The 18,856-nt window shown below is 61.8% G+C and carries 17 protein-coding genes and 1 pseudogene; 15 read left to right on the top strand and 3 right to left on the bottom strand.

From position 1 onward, the window contains the following. Nucleotides 1–4: 4 nt before the first annotated feature. The gene (locus A3AC_RS0113005) at nucleotides 5–658 is read left to right on the top strand and encodes a Vgb family protein (RefSeq protein WP_025599335.1); all 654 of its coding nucleotides are present in this window, start codon (nucleotides 5–7) and stop codon (nucleotides 656–658) included. A gap of 36 nt (nucleotides 659–694) precedes the next feature. On the opposite strand, the gene A3AC_RS0113000 is transcribed toward A3AC_RS0113005, so the two are convergent. Continuing rightward, entirely contained in the window at nucleotides 695–1,642 is a 948-nt protein-coding gene (locus A3AC_RS0113000; RefSeq protein ID WP_025599334.1) for a GlxA family transcriptional regulator, read from the bottom strand. 110 nt (nucleotides 1,643–1,752) lie between these two features. Between A3AC_RS0113000 and A3AC_RS0112995 the strand changes: the two genes are divergently transcribed. Beyond that, entirely contained in the window at nucleotides 1,753–2,550 is a 798-nt protein-coding gene (locus A3AC_RS0112995; RefSeq protein ID WP_025599333.1) for an SDR family NAD(P)-dependent oxidoreductase, read from the top strand. Nucleotides 2,551–2,710: 160 nt separating this feature from the next. Here A3AC_RS0112995 and A3AC_RS0112990 read toward each other — a convergent pair whose 3' ends face one another. Continuing rightward, nucleotides 2,711–4,081: an MFS transporter gene (locus A3AC_RS0112990; protein ID WP_025599332.1), complete on the bottom strand. Its 1,371-nt coding sequence runs from the start codon at nucleotides 4,079–4,081 to the stop codon at nucleotides 2,711–2,713. A gap of 342 nt (nucleotides 4,082–4,423) precedes the next feature. On the opposite strand from A3AC_RS0112990, the pseudogene A3AC_RS0112985 reads away from it, so the two are divergent. Continuing rightward, a pseudogene (locus A3AC_RS0112985) lies at nucleotides 4,424–4,564 on the top strand (LuxR C-terminal-related transcriptional regulator); the annotation flags it as partial. 143 nt (nucleotides 4,565–4,707) lie between these two features. Beyond that, nucleotides 4,708–5,349 carry an isochorismatase family cysteine hydrolase gene (locus A3AC_RS0112980; protein WP_025599330.1) on the top strand — a complete coding sequence of 214 codons (642 nt, stop codon included), beginning with the start codon at nucleotides 4,708–4,710 and terminating at the stop codon, nucleotides 5,347–5,349. A 26-nt stretch (nucleotides 5,350–5,375) separates the two neighbouring features. On the opposite strand, the gene A3AC_RS0112975 is transcribed toward A3AC_RS0112980, so the two are convergent. Further along, nucleotides 5,376–6,503, bottom strand: coding sequence for an aminotransferase class V-fold PLP-dependent enzyme (locus tag A3AC_RS0112975; RefSeq protein WP_025599329.1), 1,128 nt, complete (start codon nucleotides 6,501–6,503; stop codon nucleotides 5,376–5,378). A gap of 192 nt (nucleotides 6,504–6,695) precedes the next feature. On the opposite strand from A3AC_RS0112975, the gene A3AC_RS0112970 reads away from it, so the two are divergent. From A3AC_RS0112970 to A3AC_RS0112920, 11 genes are all read left to right on the top strand, one after another. Next, nucleotides 6,696–9,068, top strand: coding sequence for a bifunctional salicylyl-CoA 5-hydroxylase/oxidoreductase (locus A3AC_RS0112970; protein ID WP_025599328.1), 2,373 nt, complete (start codon nucleotides 6,696–6,698; stop codon nucleotides 9,066–9,068). Then, the gene (locus tag A3AC_RS0112965) at nucleotides 9,065–9,838 is read left to right on the top strand and encodes an SDR family NAD(P)-dependent oxidoreductase (RefSeq protein ID WP_025599327.1); all 774 of its coding nucleotides are present in this window, start codon (nucleotides 9,065–9,067) and stop codon (nucleotides 9,836–9,838) included. The genes A3AC_RS0112970 and A3AC_RS0112965 overlap by 4 nt, the downstream gene beginning before the upstream one ends. Further along, on the top strand, nucleotides 9,835–10,413 hold the full coding sequence (locus A3AC_RS0112960; RefSeq protein WP_025599326.1) for a MarR family winged helix-turn-helix transcriptional regulator: 579 nt from the start codon (nucleotides 9,835–9,837) through the stop codon (nucleotides 10,411–10,413). Before A3AC_RS0112965 ends, A3AC_RS0112960 begins: the two co-directional genes overlap by 4 nt. 28 nt (nucleotides 10,414–10,441) lie before the next feature. Continuing rightward, nucleotides 10,442–11,293, top strand: coding sequence for an enoyl-CoA hydratase family protein (locus A3AC_RS0112955; protein ID WP_025599325.1), 852 nt, complete (start codon nucleotides 10,442–10,444; stop codon nucleotides 11,291–11,293). A 1-nt stretch (nucleotide 11,294) separates the two neighbouring features. After that, nucleotides 11,295–12,512 carry an acyl-CoA dehydrogenase family protein gene (locus tag A3AC_RS0112950; RefSeq protein WP_025599324.1) on the top strand — a complete coding sequence of 406 codons (1,218 nt, stop codon included), beginning with the start codon at nucleotides 11,295–11,297 and terminating at the stop codon, nucleotides 12,510–12,512. Beyond that, on the top strand, nucleotides 12,509–12,952 hold the full coding sequence (locus tag A3AC_RS0112945; RefSeq protein ID WP_025599323.1) for an acyl-CoA thioesterase: 444 nt from the start codon (nucleotides 12,509–12,511) through the stop codon (nucleotides 12,950–12,952). The genes A3AC_RS0112950 and A3AC_RS0112945 overlap by 4 nt, the downstream gene beginning before the upstream one ends. Continuing rightward, entirely contained in the window at nucleotides 12,949–13,344 is a 396-nt protein-coding gene (locus A3AC_RS0112940) for a RidA family protein (protein WP_025599322.1), read from the top strand. The genes A3AC_RS0112945 and A3AC_RS0112940 overlap by 4 nt, the downstream gene beginning before the upstream one ends. Before the next feature lie 61 nt (nucleotides 13,345–13,405). After that, nucleotides 13,406–15,046, top strand: a complete 1,641-nt coding sequence (locus tag A3AC_RS0112935; protein WP_025599321.1) for an AMP-binding protein — start codon at nucleotides 13,406–13,408, stop codon at nucleotides 15,044–15,046. Between the two features lie 33 nt (nucleotides 15,047–15,079). After that, nucleotides 15,080–16,294, top strand: coding sequence for a dienelactone hydrolase family protein (locus A3AC_RS0112930; RefSeq protein ID WP_025599320.1), 1,215 nt, complete (start codon nucleotides 15,080–15,082; stop codon nucleotides 16,292–16,294). 83 nt (nucleotides 16,295–16,377) lie between these two features. After that, nucleotides 16,378–17,055, top strand: coding sequence for a glutathione S-transferase (locus A3AC_RS0112925; RefSeq protein ID WP_025599318.1), 678 nt, complete (start codon nucleotides 16,378–16,380; stop codon nucleotides 17,053–17,055). 200 nt (nucleotides 17,056–17,255) lie between these two features. Beyond that, nucleotides 17,256–18,767: a DHA2 family efflux MFS transporter permease subunit gene (locus A3AC_RS0112920; protein ID WP_025599317.1), complete on the top strand. Its 1,512-nt coding sequence runs from the start codon at nucleotides 17,256–17,258 to the stop codon at nucleotides 18,765–18,767. Nucleotides 18,768–18,856 lie beyond the last annotated feature (89 nt).

Genomic DNA, 18,856 nt, shown 5'->3' with positions numbered 1-18,856 from the left:
CAGCATGAATCGATCAAACGCCACCATCATCCGTGAATACGGTCCTTTCCCGGACGTCCAGCAAGTGGGCGGCGTCACGTATGACGGCCAGCACGTCTGGATCGCGGCCGGCAAGACACTCAACGCATTCGATCCCGCCAGCGGTCAAACGCTGCACACCATCGAGATCGCCGCGGATGCGGGCACGGCCTTCGACGGCCAGCATCTGTACCAGATCGCCGAGGGCCGCATCCACAAGATCGATCCCGCCAGCGGCCGCGTGCTCTCAACTATCCCTGCACCGGGAGGCAACGGCGCTTCAGGGCTCGCGTGGGCTGAAGGTTCGCTGTGGGTCGGCGAGTATCGCGAGCGCAAGATCCACCAGGTCGATCCCGAGACCGGCGCGGTGCTCTCCACCATTCAGTCGAATCGGTTCGTGACAGGCGTGACGTGGGTCGACGGAGAACTCTGGCACGGTACCTGGGAAGACGACGAAAGCGAGCTACGCCACGTCGATCCGCGTACCGGCGAAGTGCTGGAAAGCCTCCAAATGCCGGCGGGCGTGGGTGTGTCGGGACTCGAGTCGGACGGCGGCGAGCAGTTCTTTTGCGGCGGCGGCAATAGCGCAAAGGTACGCGCAGTGCGCCGTCCGCAACGCGAGACGGGCGAAGTCAGGTAAGGGTCGGCCACGTCGTGCTACGAAGCGCAGGTGTCGTTACGCGGCACTGCGCGCCTCGCGACGCACCGCCTGCGGCGGCAGTCCGAACCCGCGCACGAACGCCTCACGCAAATGGCGCCGGTCGCGAAAGCCTGTCTCTTTCGCAATGACGTCGAGCGGATGCCGGCTCTGCTCGATCATCAGGCGCGCGGCTTCAAGGCGCAAGCTTTCGACCGCGCGCGCCGGCGATTGCCCTGTTTCCAGCGTGAAAACGCGGCTGAATTGACGCGGGCTGAGATTGACCTTCTCCGCGAGTTCGTCGACGGTAAGCGGGCGGCTCAGGTTCTCGCGTGCGTAGTTCAGCGCGCTCTGAATGCGGTCGGACTTCGGCGCGAGATTGAGCATTTCGGAATGCTGCGACTGTCCGCCCGAACGCCGTTGATGCATCACGAGCTTGTGCGCAACCGAGCGCGCCACCTCCGCGCCGAGATCTTTTTCGACCATCGCGAGCGCCATGTCGAGCCCGGCGGTCATGCCGGCTGACGTCCAAATGGGACCGTCGACGATATAAATGCGGTCGTCTTCCACGCGAACGTCGGGAAAGCGTTTTTGCATTTCGCGCGCATAGGCCCAGTGCGTGGTGGCGCGGCGCTGCGACAGCAGACCGGCCTCGGCGACCACGAAACCGCCTGTGCAAATTCCGCCGATGCGCCGCGCCCGCGGCCCCGTTTTGCGCAGAAACGCGAGCACGTCTTCAGGCGGCGGCGATGTCAATGGATCGTTCACGCCCGCAACAATCCACGTGTCGACCTGGCGACGCGATCTGAGCGGCCGGGTGCTCATGCTCATGCCCAGCGACGAAAGCACCTCGCCGCCCGCCGTCGAAAAGTTCTCCACGTGGTAGAACGGCTCGCCCACGACGAAGTTCGCATATTCGAAGACTGTCTGGGTCGCGATCGCCATCACCTGAAAACCGTCGCTCAGCAAATATCCGATGCGATGCATGCCGCTTCTCCGTATGTCCTAAAAGATGACGATATATGTCATTTGCGACATCGTCAAAACTGACCAGAATTGTGTCACGCCATCACAACGTATTGCAAAGGAGTGACACCATGACTGAAGCATACAAGGGCACCGCGCTGATTACTGGTGCGTCGTCGGGCATCGGCGCAATCTATGCGGACCGTCTCGCGAAGCGCGGCTACGATTTGATTCTCGTTGCCCGCAACCGCGAGCGTCTCGCCGCGCTGTCGACCCGCATCACGTCCGAAACCCGCCGCAGCGTCGAAATACTGGACGCCGATCTGAACGACAAAGCCGGTCTCGCCGCCGTCGAAGCCAAACTCAAGCAGGACGCGAGCATTACGCTGCTCGTCAATAACGCCGGCGTCGGCACGCATACGCCGCTTCTCGACAGCGACGTCGACGCGATGCAGCGCATGATCGACCTCAACGTCAGCGCGTTGACGCGGCTCACTTATGCGGCCGTGCCCGGTTTCGTCGCGCGCGGCAAGGGGGCGCTGATCAACATCGCGTCCATCGTGGCTATCGCGCCGGAAATCCTGAATGGCGTGTATGGCGGCAGCAAGGCATTCGTACTGGCCTTGAGCCAGTCGCTGCATCATGAGCTGGCCGACAAGGGCATCCAGGTGCAGGCCGTTCTGCCCGGCGCGACGGCGACCGAGTTCTGGCAAACCGCCGGCCTGCCGCTGGAGAACCTCGACAAGGCGATTGTGATGTCCGCCGACGATATGGTCGACGCCGCGCTGGTCGGTTTCGAGCGCCGCGAGCTGGTCACTATTCCTTCGCTGCATGCGGTCGAGAAGTGGGACGACTACGAGGCCGCGCGCCGCGCAATGTCCACTCTGCTGTCGACCAATACGCCGGCGTCGCGCTATCAGGCGGCTTGACTTAAGAATACGCGGAAAGCCCACGGCAAACCGCGAACTGCAAACCGCGAAAATCAGCCGGGCCGTGGCAAGCTGTATCGCCTGCGGCCCGGCTCCTCAACGGTTCGCCACTGCTCTGCGGACCTTCGGACTCCATGCGAGAGCAAACCGCACCGCACGCTCAGGCATGCCGATGACCATGCTCGCTGCCGCTCAGCGACTGCGGCTCGTCGTATTCCTGAGAGATGTCCTTGTTCGTGTAGTCGCCCATACGCGAAGCAGCAATCACGCTCAGGACTCCGCAAAGGAACACATAGAAGGCAATTGCGTAGCCTGAGTGATAGTAAGCAAACAACGCCGTCGCGATCAGCGGCGCAGGACCGCCCGCGATCACCGACGCGAGCTGATAGCCAAGCGAAGCGCCGCTGTAGCGCAGCCGCCCCGTGAACGACTCGGCGATCAACGCGGCTTGCGGTCCGTACATCATCGAATGCGGCACGAGCGAGAGCACGATGGCCACGAAAATCCACGTGGGATTGCGCGTGTCGACCATCGCGAAGTAGAGGAAGCCGAACAGGCCCGCCGCGGCGGCGCCGATTATGTACATGCGGCGACGCCCAATGAGATCGGACACATGGCCGAACAGTGGAATGGTGCCGAATTCCAGCACTGAGGCTACCAGCACGGCCGTCAACAGTAGATCGCGGGATGCGCCGAGCGTCGTCACGCCATATGTGAACACGAACGCCGTGAAGATATAGAACGGCGCCTGTTCAGCCATGCGCGCGACGGCCGAAAGAAGAATGTCTTTCGGCTGACGGCGGATCACCTCGAGCATCGGCGTCTTTTCGATTTTGCGCTCCGCGAGCAGCTTCGCGAAAATGGGTGTCTCGAGGATGTTCAGTCGGATATAAAGGCCGATTCCCACCAGCACGATGCTCAGAAAGAACGGCACGCGCCAGCCCCATGTGAGGAACGCGTCGCCGGAAATGGCGCTCATGGCCAGCACCGCGAGGTTGGCGAGGAACAGCCCGGCGGGCACACCGAACTGCGGCCACGACGCGACGAAGCCACGGTGCGCATTGGTGCGGGCCCATTCCATGGACATCAGCACCGAGCCGCCCCACTCACCACCCACGCCCACGCCCTGGATAAAGCGCAGCACCGTGAGTATCACGGCGCCCCAGATTCCAATGGACGCATAGGTCGGAACAAACGCGACGGCGAACGTGGCAAGGCCCATCAGCAGCAGCGTCACGATGAGCGTGGCTTTGCGGCCGATACGGTCGCCGTAGTGCCCGAATATGGCCGCACCGACCGGCCTCGCGATGAAGCCGACCGCGTAGATCAGAAACGCCTGAAGTGTGCCGACGAGCGGATCGGATTGCGGAAAGTACAGCTTCGCAAATACCAGACCCGTTACCGTGCTGTAGAGAAAGAAGTCATACCATTCGATCGTGGTGCCGATCGTGCTGGCGATGACGGCGCGGCGCAGCTGGCGCCGCGCGTCCTCTTCGGAAAGGGGCGACGCCCCTGGTTGCATGGCAGTCATTTGGCATCCCCCAGGTGAATGCGCGAGATGTTCTATTGACATGTGGCACCGGGCGAGGTTCCGGCGACATCGGCGCGAACGCGCAACGCGGCCGCTGCGCCGCGCCATACGTCAGACCAAAGCACGTCCCGCACGCGGAGTTCGGCGCGATGGTGCCGAACTGAGCCATACCGAAACGCCGCAACTCGCGTTGATCCATCTCAACTGCCTGGCGAGCGCTGCTCACGGCCGACCCGCGATTCGTCGTGGTCGCCGAGAAAGCGGGCGAAGCCAGGCCCGACCAGGATCCGATTCATGATCTATCGGCTCGCGAGGCGGAAATTCTCGCGCATATCGCCGCAAGGAAGAACCAACAAGGAAATTGCGCGCGCGCTCAATATCGCCGAAGCGACGGTGAAGATTCATGTGCAGCACATCCTGCACAAGTTAAAGCTGAGTTCGCGTGTGCAGGCGGCAGCGTATGCGGTTGCGCATGCTGCGTGAGTGGGCGGCATTTTCCAGGAACCGTGACGTCGTTGATCGTTGCCCGCGTGACGGCTTAAAGTACAATTTCCACGGCGGTAAGGCATCGTTTTTGGCGAAACGATGCCTGGCTGCGTTCAACGAAAAACAATTTCGGAGGCGCAATGGCAATCAGCGTGAGCCCCAGTGTTGGCAGCAATGACGGAATCAACAATGCGTCTGAGCAGCGCATGAGCCCGCAGATCCCACCCATCGCGCCGGCGCAAACCGCGCTTATCGTCATGCACTATCAGACGGACATTCTCGGCCTCTTCCCGTCCGTCGCGCCGGCCTTGCTCGCGAATACGCGGAAACTTTGCGACGCGGCGCGGGCCAAAGGCGTCAGCGTCTACTTCGCCAACCTCCGGTTCAGTCCGGGCTATCCGGAAGTTAGCCCACTGAACAGGAACGGGCAGGGAATCAAACAGCTTGGTCTCTTCATAGACGACCGGATCTCGCCGGAGTTGGGCCAGCGTGCCGATGAACCGCTCATCATCGCGCATCGCGCCAGCGTATTCTTTGGCACCGATCTGCAGGCACGACTCTCCGCGCAAGGCGTCGATTCGCTCATCATGGTTGGCATTGCGTCGACTGGTGTCGTGCTGTCGTCGGTCGCGCATGCGAGCGATGCCGACTTCCGCCTGTACACGGTCAAGGATTGCTGCTACGACCCGGACCCGGTGGTACACGAACATCTGTTCGCCACTGCATTCGATTCGCGCACAACGGTGCTGTCGCTCGATGATGCCTTGCTGATGCTCGCATAGAGGCGCACGCGCTTCGGGAAAGCACTCTAAAGAAAACTGTCCAGCGCCTTGGCGAGTCTCGCGACGGCGCCTTCCACATCATGCAGTTTGTCCAGGCCGAACAGACCGACGCGGAAGGTCTTGAAGTCTTCCGGCTCGCCGCATTGAAGCGGAACGCCCGGCGCAATCTGCAAGCCGGCATCGGCGAATTTCTCGCCGGATCGTATACCGTCGTCATCCGTGTAGCTGACCACGACGCCAGGAGCCTGAAAACCTTCGGCCGCCACGCTTTTGAAACCTGCGCCCGTCAAGAGTGAGCGAACACGCTTGCCGAGTTCGAGCTGCTCCGCTTGTACCTTGTCGAAGCCGTATGCGTCGGTTTCTTTCATGACATCGCGCAACGTCGCGAGGCTATCCGTTGGCATCGTGGCGTGGTACGCGAATCCGCCGCTCTCATAAGCCTCCATGATCTGCAGCCATTTGCGAAGATCGCAAGAGAAGCTTGTGCTGGTTGTCGCTTCGATTCTTTCACGGGCGAGCGGACTGAGCATGACCAGCGCGCAGCACGGCGAGGCGCTCCATCCCTTTTGCGGCGCGCTGATCAGGACGTCGACGCCACTCGCCTGCATGTCGACCCAGATCGTGCCGGACGCAATGCAATCGAGTACAAACATGCCACCGACGTCATGGACCGCATCGGCCACCGCGCGCAAATAGGCGTCAGGCAGCATCATCCCGGAGGCAGTTTCCACGTGCGGTGCAAAGACCAGATCCGGCTTGTTTTTCCTGATCGTGGCAACCACCTCGTCGATCGGAGGCGGTACATAGGCAGCCTGTCTGCCCTCTTCGACCGGTCGCGCTTTCAGCACGATGGATTCAGACGGAATGCCGCCCATGTCGAAAATCTGCGACCAGCGGAAGCTGAACCAGCCGTTGCGGATGACAAGACATTTTCTGTTCGTCGCGAACTGTCGGGCAACGGCTTCCATGCCGAATGTCCCGCTGCCCGGAACAACGACGGCCGACCTCGCGTTGTACACCTTTTTCAGCGAGGCGGAAATATCGCGCATGACCCCTTGAAAGAGCTGCGACATGTGATTGATCGATCGGTCGGTGTACACGACTGAATATTCGAGAAGTCCGTCGCGGTCGACATCGGGAAGTAATCCTGGCACGTTCGCCTCCAGCACTAGAAAGAATCGAAAAACAGATACCCGCGAAAGCCCATTCTAACCGTATGGACCTGGCGGGCTGCGTTTGTATGATCACCACCGTCACCGCTCAACGCGCCGCCGCACATTTACTTGACATCTAAACTATCTACACCTAAATTAACCTCACCAGCAAAGTTCACAGTGGGGAACAGCATGCGAATCGTCTGTATCGGCGGCGGCCCGGCGGGGTTGTACTTCGGCCTGTTAATGAAAAGCCGCAACCCGGCGCACGACGTCACCGTCGTCGAGCGCAACCGTCCCTATGACACATTCGGCTGGGGCGTCGTGTTCTCAGACCAGACGCTCGGCAACCTGCGTGCCGCGGACGCGCCCAGCGCGGACGCCATACTCGACGCGTTCAACCACTGGGACGACATCGAAATCCATTTCCGCGGGCGCACGGTACGCTCATCGGGCCACGGCTTTTGCGGCATCGGTCGCAAACGTCTGCTGAATATCCTCCAGGCGCGTTGCGAGGAATTGGGCGTGAAGCTCGTCTTCGAAACGCAGGTCACGAACGACACTGACTATCAGGCCGACCTGATCATCGCGTGCGACGGAGCGAACAGCGCGATCCGCCAGCACTACGCGGCAACCTACAAGCCGAACGTGGACGTGCGCGATTGCCGCTTCGTCTGGCTCGGCACGAAAAAACTGTTCGACGCCTTCACGTTCGCGTTCGAAAAAACCGAGTTCGGCTGGTTCCAGGCCCATGCCTATCGTTTCGACGATCAGACATCCACCTTCATTGTGGAAACGCCGGAGCGCGTGTGGCGCGCCGCCGGGCTCGACGAAATGAGCAAGGAAGAAAGCATCGCATTCTGCGAAAAGCTCTTCGCGAAGTACCTCGACGGTCACGCGTTGCTGTCCAACGCGGCGCATTTGCGTGGCTCGTCGCAGTGGATCCGCTTTCCCCGCGTCGTCAACGAGGAATGGGTTCACTGGCGCAGCAATGCGGACGGCACGCAAACGCCGGTCGTGCTGATGGGCGACGCGGCGCACACCGCGCACTTCTCGATCGGCTCTGGCACCAAGCTCGCGCTTGAAGATTCGATCGAACTCGCCAACAGCATCGGCGCGCATCCCGGCGATCTGCACGCGGCGCTGAAGCACTACACGGAAGTACGCAGCGTTGACGTCTTGCGCATTCAGAATGCCGCGCGCAATTCGACGGAATGGTTCGAACATGTAGACCGCTACACGTCGTTCGAGCCTGAACAGTTCGCGTATTCGCTGCTCACGCGCTCGCAGCGCATCTCGCACGAAAACCTGCGCGAGCGCGACGCACGTTATGTGTCCAGTTTCGAAGATTGGCTCGCGCAACGCTCGGGCGTCGAGCGCGCGCCTCAAAAACATTCCATTCCGCCGATGTTCACGCCGTTCACGCTGCGCGGCGTCACGCTGAAAAACCGCGTGGTCGTCTCCCCGATGGCGCAATACTCGGCCGTCGACGGAATTGCCGGCGACTATCATTTGATGCATCTCGGCGCGCGTGCCATGGGCGGCGCCGGACTCGTGATGACCGAGATGACCTGTGTGTCGCCGCATGCGCGCATCACGCCCGCGTGTCCCGGCATGTATGCGCCCGAACATCTCACCGCATGGAAACGCATTGTCGATCTCGTGCATCGTCAGTCCGACGCGAAAATCGGCATCCAGCTCGGGCATTCAGGCGCAAAGGGCTCGACACGCGTCGCGTGGGAGGGCATCGATCAGCCGCTCGCTGACGGCAACTGGCCGCTCATTTCCGCTTCGCCGCAGCAGTATTTGCGCGGCATCAGCCAGCATTCGCGCGAAGCCACATACGAGGACCTCCGCGAAATTGAAGCGCAGTTCGTGCGCGCCACGCAAATGTCCGCCGAAGCAGGTTTCGACTGGCTCGAACTGCATTGCGCGCACGGCTATTTTCTGTCGAGCTTCCTGTCTCCGCTCACGAACCATCGCACGGACGAATACGGCGGCTCGCTCGAAAACCGTCTGCGTTATCCGTTGCAGGTCTTCAGGGCGATTCGAGCGGTGTGGCCGCAAGACAAGCCCATTTCCGTGCGTATTTCCGCGAACGATTGGGTGGAAGGCGGCACGACGCCCGACGACGCCGTGCAGATCGCGCGCGCATTCAAGGCTGCGGGCGCCGACATGATCGACGTATCGTCGGGACAGGTCAGCAAGGAAGAAAAGCCCGTGTATGGCCGCATGTTTCAGACGCCGTTCGCGGACCGCGTGCGCAACGAAGCCGGCATCGCGACCATCGCCGTGGGCGCGATTTCCGAAGCGGATCACGTGAACAGCATCATCGCAGCAGGCCGCGCGGATCTCTGCGCGATCGCGCGCCCGCATCTCGCCAATCCATCCTGGACGCTGAACGAAGCCGCAAAGATCGGCTATTTCGACGTGATGTGGCCGAATCAGTACACCGCCGCCAAGTCGCAACTCGAACGCAACCTGGAACGCGAACGCGCGCAGGCTGCGGCGAATGCCGGCCTGTCGGCGCAAGAGCGCGCGCAGCGCGCAGAAGGAACCACGTGAATTCAAACCACTCGTCACTCGCAGGGCAACACGCTGTCGTCACGGGCGGCGGCAGTGGCATCGGCGCCGCCATTGCAGAAGACCTGCTGCGCGCCGGCGCGCGCGTCACGTTGATGGGCCGCAATGCCGAGCGGCTCGACATGCAGCGCGAGAAATGCCGCGCATTGGGCGACGTCGCGTGCATCAGCGTGGATGTCACGCAGGAAGCGTCCGTGGCTCAAGCATTCGAGCGGGCAGGTGCGGTCGACATCTTGGTCAACAACGCGGGCCAGGCACAAGCCGCACCGTTTGCGCATACCGGCGTGACGCTGTGGCAGCGCATGCTCGACGTGAATCTCACCGGCGTTTTTCTCGGCACGCGCGCCGTATTGCCGGGCATGCTGGAGCGTGGCCGCGGGCGCATTGTCAATGTGGCGAGTACCGCAGGGCAGATCGGCTATGCGTATGTGGCCGCGTATTGTGCCGCGAAGCACGGCGTGATTGGCTTGACGCGCTCGCTTGCGCTCGAAGTCGCGACTAAAGGCATCACTGTGAACGCCGTGTGCCCCGGTTACACGGAGACCGAACTGTTGCACGCGTCGCTTCAGCAGATCACCAGCAAAACCTCGCGCACGGAAGAGCAAGCGCGCGAAAGCCTGCTTCGCTCGAATCCGCAACATCGCTTCGTGAGTCCTGAGCAGGTTGCGAATGCGGTGCTGTGGTTGTGCCTGCCGGGTTCGGACGCAATCACGGGGCAATCCATTTCCATCTCCGGCGGAGAAGTAATGTGAGCAAGTCATCCAACGTCAACGTCAAGAAGATTGCGACGGGCGACACAAAGGCAGCAGAAACCAGGGCGCCGCGCAAAGGCGTAGCCAAACCTGCGGAGAACGTCGTGGATCTGGAAATGAGCACGGGTGCGGACAGCCACATGGGCCTGCGTTTGTGGCTGCGCATGCTGACCACGACGAACCTCGTCCAGGCTGAATTGCGCAAGCGTCTGCGCAACGAATTCGATACGACGCTGCCGCGCTTCGACTTGATGGCGCAACTCGAGCGTCATCCTGAAGGCTTGAAGATGACGGAGCTGTCGCGCCGCCTGATGGTGACCGGGGGCAACGTCACCGGCATTACGGATCAGCTTGAAAAAGAAGGACTCGTGTCGCGCGACACCGATCCGAACGATCGCCGCTCGATCAGCGTGTGCCTCACGCCCGCCGGCCGCAAAGCGTTCGACAAGATGGCGGCGGCGCACGAGCAATGGGTGGTCGAACTGTTCGGCGGCTTGAGCCTCGACGAAAAGTCGCGCACGCATCAGCGGTTGGGCAAATTGAAAAAACATCTGCTGGATAGTCTGAAAGACTGATCTGCCTCGGGCACAGAAGGAGACATACATGCCACAAGCAAACGCCGAAGCTCTATTGGCCGGCAATCGCGTCACGCTCGCGGGTTATAACGCGCAGCACTTCGGCTGGTCGGTCACGAACAAGGTTGCGACCATCACGCTAAATCGCCCCGAGCGCAAGAATCCGCTCACATTCGAATCGTATGCGGAGTTGCGCGACCTGTTCCGTCAGCTTGCATATGCGACCGACGTGAAGGCCGTTGTGATCCACGGCGCGGGTGAGAACTTCTGCTCCGGCGGCGACGTGCACGACATCATCGCGCCGCTGATCAATCTGCCCATGCCTGAACTGCTGCTCTTCACGCGCATGACGGGCGACCTCGTCAAAGCCATGCGTCATTGCCCGCAGCCGGTGATTGCCGCTGTCGACGGCGTGTGCGCGGGTGCAGGCGCAATCCTCGCGATGGCGTCCGACATGCGTCTTGGCACCGCGCGCAGCAAGCTCGCATTTCTCTTTTCGCGCGTCGGCCTGGCGGGCTGCGATATGGGCGCGTGTGCGATTCTGCCGCGCATCATCGGTCAGGGTCGCGCCGCCGAACTGCTGTTCACCGGACGTTCCGCGAGCGGCGACGAAGGCCACGCGTGGGGCTTCTATAACCGGCTTTGCGAGCCGGCTGCGCTTCTCGAAGACGCGCAGAAGCTTGCCGCCGATCTCGTCGCCGGCCCCACATTCGCACATGGCATCACGAAGAAAATGCTGCACCAGGAATGGAGCATGAGCATCGACGAAGCCATCGAATCCGAAGCGCAGGCGCAGGCCATTTGCATGAGCACTCGTGACTTCGAGCGTGCGTATAAGGCGTTCGCTGCCAACTCGCGCCCGGTGTTCGAAGGAGATTGAGTTGAGCGCCGATACGAACATCGATCTGCATAGCCCACTGGCGTGGCCTTTTTTCGAGGCGCGTCATCGTGAACTGGCTACGGGTATCGAGGCATGGTGTCGCGAGAACCTGTCCGACGCCGCACACGCCGAGCGCGACCAGGTTGATGACGCCTGCCGTCAACTCGTGCGCGAACTCGGCGCGGCGGGCTGGCTGAAGTATGGCGTGGGCGGTGTCGCTTACGGCGGCCACGGCGACACCATCGACACGCGCGCGGTCTGTCTGTTGCGTGAAACGCTCGCGAAGCATTCAGGTCTCGCGGATTTCGCACTTGCCATGCAAGGGCTTGGCAGCGGCGCGATCTCGCTTGCCGGCACACATGAGCAGAAAGCGCGCTACTTGCCGCGCGTAGCGAATGGCACTGCCATTGCCGCATTCGCGTTGTCCGAACCGCAAGCGGGATCGGATGTCGCGGCTACGTCGCTCGCTGCGCGCAAAGACGGCGACGCCTACGTCCTCGACGGCGAGAAGACGTGGATATCGAACGGCGGCATTGCCGACTTCTACGTCGTCTTTGCACGCACTGGCGAAGCGCCGGGTGCGCGCGGCATCAGCGCATTTATTGTGGACGCGGACACGCCGGGGCTCGAGATCGCCGAACGCATCGATGTCATCGCGCCGCATCCGCTTGCGCGTCTGCATTTCGCGGGCGCACGGGTGCCGCGCAGCCAGATGCTCGGCACGCCGGGCGAAGGCTTCAAGATCGCCATGCGCACGCTCGACATTTTTCGCACGTCCGTCGCGGCCGCGTCGCTCGGTTTCGCGCGACATGCAATGGCCGAGGGACTCGCACGCGCTGCGTCGCGCAAGATGTTCGGCCAGACGCTCGGCGACTTCCAACTCACGCAAGCCAGACTCGCGCAGATGGCATTGACCATCGACAGCAGCGCCCTGCTCGTTTATCGCGCGGCATGGTTGCGCGATCAGGGCGAAAGCGTGACGCGCGAAGCCGCCATGGCGAAGTGGCACGCGAGCGAAGGCGCGCAGCAGGTGATTGACGCCGCCGTGCAGCTCTATGGCGGCATGGGCGTGCAAAGCGGCGTGGCGGTCGAAATGCTGTATCGCGAGATTCGCGCGCTGCGTATTTACGAAGGCGCTACCGAGGTGCAGCAATTGATCGTGGGCCGCGATCTGTTGAAAGCGCACGCAGCCGCAAATGCCGGAGCTAACGCGAAATGACCGCCCAGTTCGAAAGACCCGTACGCATCCGCTTTGCGCATTGCGATCCCGCAGGCATCGTGTTCTTTCCGCAGTATCTGGTCATGACCAACGGGCTCGTCGAAGACTGGTTCAACGAGGGCCTGCACGTCGACTATGCGCAGATGATCGGCCAGCGCCGCATCGGCTTGCCGATTGTCAAACTGGACTGCGAGTTTTCGCGGCCGAGCCAGATGGGCGAAACGATCATGCTGACGCTGAGCGTAGCCGCCATCGGCAAGCGTTCCATCAGCATCGACATTCTCGGTCATTGCAATGGCGAGGCGCGTTTCCGCGCGAAACAGGTGCTCGTCACGACGTCGCTGGAAAGCGGCCGCTCAATCGAAATTCCCACCGACATCGCGAATGCACTCGCGATGTTCGCCCCACAGCCTGAATTCAGCGAGGCGCAACGCTCATGAAAAAAGCTCTTCTTCCGGCCGGCTGGGTCAAGCCGCGCGGTTACGCAAACGGCGTCGCGGCCACCGGCTTGCAAGTGTTCATTGCTGGCCAGATCGGCTGGGACGAACAGGCGCAGTTTCAAACCGGGAACTTCGCCGGTCAGGCCATTCAGGCGCTGAGAAATGTACTCGCCGTGCTGCACGAAGCGGGCGGCAAGCCCGAGCATCTCGTGCGCATGACGTGGTATGTGACCGACAAGCGCGAGTACCTCGCGTCGCTGAAAGATATTGGGCGCGCGTTTCGCGAGCTGATCGGCGACTACGACATTGCGATGAGCGCAGTACAGGTTGTCGCGTTGATCGAAGACCAGGCCAAGGTCGAAATTGAAGCAACCGCCGTCATTCCGCAGTAAGGATATGCAAGCCCTCGTTAACTGAAGCGCACAGAGCCGGCTCAATACCGGGGAGACCACGATGGAACCGTCAGCACACGTCGATACTTTCGCGCGCGACAATCTTCCGCCGCAGGATCAATGGCCTGTTTTTCTGTTGGACAATCCCGACGTCGCTTATCCGGCGCGTTTCAATTGCGCGACTGAACTGCTGGATAGAACGATCGAAGCGGGTCACGGCGAGCGTCCCGCCGTGTGGTCGCTGGTGGATGGGGAGCCGCACGCCACCACCTACAACGAACTGCTCGCAATGGTGAATCGCAGCGCGCATGTGCTCGTCGACGAAATGGGTTTGCAGCCAGGCAATCGCGTTCTGCTGCGCGGGCCGAATACGTTGCAGATGGCCGTTGCAGCGCTGGCCTCGCTAAAGGCCGGGCTTGTTGTCGTGCCGACCATGCCGTTGCTGCGCGCGAAGGAGCTGAAGCAGATCATCGTGAAGGCGCAAGTGAGCGCTGCGCTGTGCGATGCGCGTCTGACTGAAGAACTCGCGCGCTGCACCGATCCGCAAAGCGAGTTCCACTGCGCGGAGTTGAAGCAGACGCTGCTTTTTCATGACGACGCGGCAGGATCCCTCGAAACGCTCGCTGTCAACAAGCCCGCCGATTTCACTGCCTGCGATACGGCCGCCGACGATGTCTGTCTGATCGCGTTCACAAGCGGCACGACAGGCGCACCGAAGGGCTGCATGCATTTCCATCGCGACGTGCTCGCGATGTGCGATCTGTTTCCGCGCCATGTGCTGAAGCCTTCCGCTAGCGATATTTTCTGCGGCACGCCGCCGCTCGCTTTCACCTTTGGGCTGGGCGGCTTGCTGTGCTTTCCGCTGCGCGTGGGCGCTTCTACCGTGCTGATTGAAAAGCTCACGCCGGAGACGTTGCTGCAAACCGTCGAGCGTTTTCACGCGACCATCATGTTCACCGCGCCGACGTTTTATCGGCAGATGGCGCCGCTCATTCCTCAACACGATGTGTCGAGCTTGCAGAAGACCGTCTCCGCCGGCGAGGCGTTGCCTGATTCGACACGGCGCCTGTGGCACGACGCGACCGGCATCGACATGATCGACGGCATCGGCGGCACGGAGTTGATCCACATTTTCATTTCGGCGGCAGGCAACGACATACGTCCGCACGCAATTGGCCGCGCGGTGCCGGGCTACGTCGTGCAAGCCGTGGACGACGCCATGCAACCCGTTGCGCCCGGCACGATCGGCAAGCTCGCGGTGCGCGGGCCGACCGGCTGCCGCTATCTCGCCGATGAGCGGCAAATGAAGTTCGTGCGCGACGGCTGGAACCTGCCGGGCGATTCCGTCTATATCGACGAAGACGGCTACGTGTTCTACCAGGCACGCGCCGACGACATGATCGTTTCCGCCGGCTACAACATTTCCGGGCCGGAAGTGGAAAGTGTGTTGCTGCAACATGAAGCCGTGGCCGAATGCGGCGTGATCGGCGTACCGGACGACACGCGCGGGCAAATCGTCAAGGCGTTCGTCGTGCTAAACGCCGGTTATACCGCGGACGAAAAACTCGTCGCGCAGTTGCAGGACTTCGTGAAGAATACAGTGGCGCCTTATAAGTACCCGCGTGTCGTCGCTTTCGTCGATTCACTGCCGCGCACCGAAACAGGCAAGCTCAAGCGCTTCGAATTGCGTACGATGGCATAGCCCTCTTCGTCGCAAACATCAGGAGACAAACGCATGGCCGGCTCTTTCATGGAAGTGGTCGCCCAGGACGGCGGCCGTTTCAACGCTTATGTTGCGCGCCCCGCGCGAGGCTCGGGCCCCGGGCTCGTGCTGTTGCAGGAAATTTTTGGCATCAACGACACCATGAAGGCGACGGCCGAGCGCTTCGCCGAAGAAGGCTATGTGGTGCTGGTGCCTGATCTCTTCTGGCGGATCAAGCCTGGCATTGAGCTTGGTTATGGCGAAGCCGACATGAAGCAGGCGCTCGGCTATCTGAACCAGTTCGACACCGACCTCGCCGTCGACGATATCGCGGCCACCATCGGCGCGTTGCGCGCGATGCCCGAGCAGGTAGGCAAGGTCGGCTATTGCCTCGGCGGCAAGCTCGCGTTTCTCAGCGCGGCGCGTACCGATGTGGATTGCGCGGTGAGCTACTACGGCGTGGGTCTCGATGCATATCTGGACGAAGTACCGGCCGTGCGTTGCCCGATGGCGTTTCACTTCCCCGAAAACGACGCGCTGTGTCCGCCGCAAACGCGCGAGCGAATCAGCGCTGCATTGCGCACGCGCCCGCACATCGAGCAGTACGTGTACCCCGGTTGCGATCACGCGTTTGCCGCGCCTGAGCGTGCGCAATACAACAAGCCCGCCGCGATGATGGCGTATTCGCGCACGCTTGCATTGCTGCGCAAGGTGCTCGGGCCGGTCTACGATCTGAATGCGCTGTGGGAAGCGCATTGCTATCATGAGTTCGCCACGCGCGACGTGGAAGCCGTCATGCCGACCATGGTCGCGGAGCCTTACGTCAATCATGTTCCCACGATGACGGGCGGCGTCGGTCATGACAATCTCAAGCGTTTCTATACGCATCACTTCGTCAACTCGAATCCGCCTGATACGAAGCTGATTCCGATTTCGCGGACCATCGGCGCGGATCGTATCGTCGATGAATTCATTTTCAGCTGCACGCATAGCTGCGAAATCGACTGGCTATTGCCTGGCGTCGCGCCCACCGGAAAGTACTTCGAGGTGCCGATGTTGGCCGTGGTCTGCTTTCGCGGCGACAAGCTCTATAACGAGCACATCTATTGGGACCAGGCCAGCGTGCTGGTGCAGGTCGGCTTGCTCAATCCCGAAGGATTGCCAGTGGCCGGCATTGAAAGCGCGCGTAAGTTGCTGGACGAGACGTTGCCTTCGAACGAGTTGATGGGCGGCAAGTCGCGCGTATGAAAACGCGGGTAGTGCGGCTAGAGGCCCGCCTCTGGACATTAGCCCTATGATGTGACGCTTCATTGATCAACGTTTGTCGACCCATGCTGACTGTCCATCATTTGAATAACTCGCGCTCGCAACGCGTCTTGTGGCTGCTCGAAGAGCTTGGTGTTCCATACGAGATCAAGCGATACGAGCGCGATCCGCAAACCATGCTCGCGCCGCCCGAGTTGCGCGCGGTGCATCCGCTCGGCAAGTCGCCGGTCATTACGGATGATGGGCTGACCATTGCAGAGTCGGGCTCGATTATCGAATACCTGGTCGGCAAGTATGGGCAAGGACGTTTTGCGCCGGCGGCGGGCACGCCTGAGCGCTTGCGCTACACCTACTGGCTGCATTACGCGGAAGGATCGGCGATGCCGCCGTTGCTGCTGAAGCTGGTCGCGCTGCGCATTGCCAGCGCGCCGATGCCTTTCTTCGCGAAGCCTGTTGCACGCAAGATTGCCGCGACGTTGCAGTCGAGTTTTATCGATCCGCAATTGAAGCTGCATCTTGGGTACATCGAGAAAGAACTGGGCAAGAGCCAGTGGTTTGCCGGCGATGAGTTCACTGCCGCTGACGTACAGATGAGCTTTCCGCTGGAGGCGGCGACGGCGCGAAGTGGGTTGGACTCGCAATTGCCCGCAGTGACTGCGTTTTTGCAGCGGATTCACGCGCGACCCGCATACAAGCGGGCGTTGGAAAGAGGTGGGGAGTATGGGATTGTGGGCGGGAAGTGACGCCCACCCCCGCCCAGGAATTCGTAGTTGTGACGCAAATCCAGCGAGTGCTAGACTGAAAAACCCCTCGCCCTTCACGGCTTATCAATAGCTTCATCAACATCGCGCCGGGCGGCGGGCCCCGTCCGGCATGGCGTTGAATCAGTCATCAAGCTCGAAGCCGCCGGTTACCCAAACGACCGCGGCTCAGGAGCCTTCGCATGACCCATTCCATCCACGGCAATAAACGTTGGCTCGCGCTCATGGTGCTGTGCCTCGGCGTGCTGATGATCGTGCTCGACACGACAATCGTGAACGTCGCGTTGCCGTCCATTGCTGCGGATCTCGGCTTCACCGAAACGTCGCTCGTATGGGTGGTCAATGCGTACATGCTGACGTTCGGCGGCTGCCTGCTGCTCGGCGGACGGCTCGGCGATCTGTACGGTCATCGCAGATTGTTTCTCGGCGGCATCACGCTCTTCACGCTGGCATCGCTCGCTTGCGGGCTCGCCAACTCGCAGGTGCTGCTGGTGTGCGCGCGCGCCGTGCAGGGTCTTGGCGGCGCCATCGTGTCCGCGGTGTCACTCTCGCTCATCATGAATCTGTTCACCGAGCCGGGCGAGCGCGCCAAAGCGATGGGCGTGTATGGCTTTGTGTGCGCGGGCGGCGGCAGCATCGGCGTGTTGCTCGGTGGATTACTAACGAACCTGCTGAGCTGGCACTGGATCTTTCTCGTCAATCTGCCTATCGGCATTGCGGTGTATGCGCTGTGCGTCGCGCTGCTGCCGTCCGCGCGCGGTCATGCGCACGGCGAACGGCTCGACGTGGCCGGCGCCGTGTCGGTCACTGTTTCGTTGATGCTCGCCGTGTATGCCGTGGTCAACGGCAACGAAGCCGGCTGGACTTCGGCGCAAACGCTCGGCCTGCTGCTGATTGCGCTTGCGTTGCTCGCTGCGTTCCTCCTCATCGAGTCACGCGTTCAGCATCCGTTGATGCCGCTTGGCCTGTTCCGCCTGCGCAATGTGGCGACCGCAAATGTGGTCGGCGTGCTGTGGGCCGCTGCAATGTTCGCGTGGTTCTTCATATCGGCGCTGTATTTGCAGCGCGTGCTTGGATATCGGCCGCTGCAAGTGGGACTCGCGTTTTTGCCGGCGAACCTCATCATGGGATTCTTTTCGCTGGGACTGTCCGCGCGCGTGGTGATGCGCTTTGGGCTGCGTATTCCGCTCGCGGTGGGTTTGCTGGTTGCCGCGTGTGGACTTGCGCTCTTCGCGCGCGCGCCGGTGGGCGGTAGCTTCGTCGTCGACGTGCTGCCCGGCATGATGCTGCTCGGCTTCGGCGCGGGCATCGCGTTCAATCCGGTGCTGCTCGCGGCAATGAGCGATGTCGATCCTGCCGATTCCGGGCTCGCGTCGGGCATCGTCAATACATCGTTCATGATGGGTGGCGCGCTCGGCCTCGCGGTGCTCGCGAGTCTCGCGGCCGCGCGCAGCGGCGACATGCTGGCGACGCAAAACGCGCTCGCCGCGCTCAACAGCGGCTATCACGTGGCGTTTGCGTTCGGCGCGATCTTCGCGGCGGCGGCGGGCTTGATTGGCGGTCTGATGTTGCGCGCGGGGCGGCCAGGCGGTGCGGATGCGGCTGCTCACGCGGATGCGGACGATGGACACAGCGTGTCCGCCGCCGAGCGCCCTCGCCCGACGGGCAACACGGCGGCGACGGAGAACGTCTGATCGTTGCGCCGGACGCTCGTTGCTGGCGAGGAGCGCTGTCGCACATGCGTGCGCTTCTACGGAAGCGGTTACGCCGCGCGCATGAATTG

It is taken from the genome of Burkholderia sp. WSM2230 (genome assembly GCF_000472445.1).
Classification (GTDB): domain Bacteria; phylum Pseudomonadota; class Gammaproteobacteria; order Burkholderiales; family Burkholderiaceae; genus Paraburkholderia.
The sequence above is the reverse complement of the archived record's forward strand: the minus strand, read 5'-3'. Positions and strand labels throughout refer to the sequence as shown.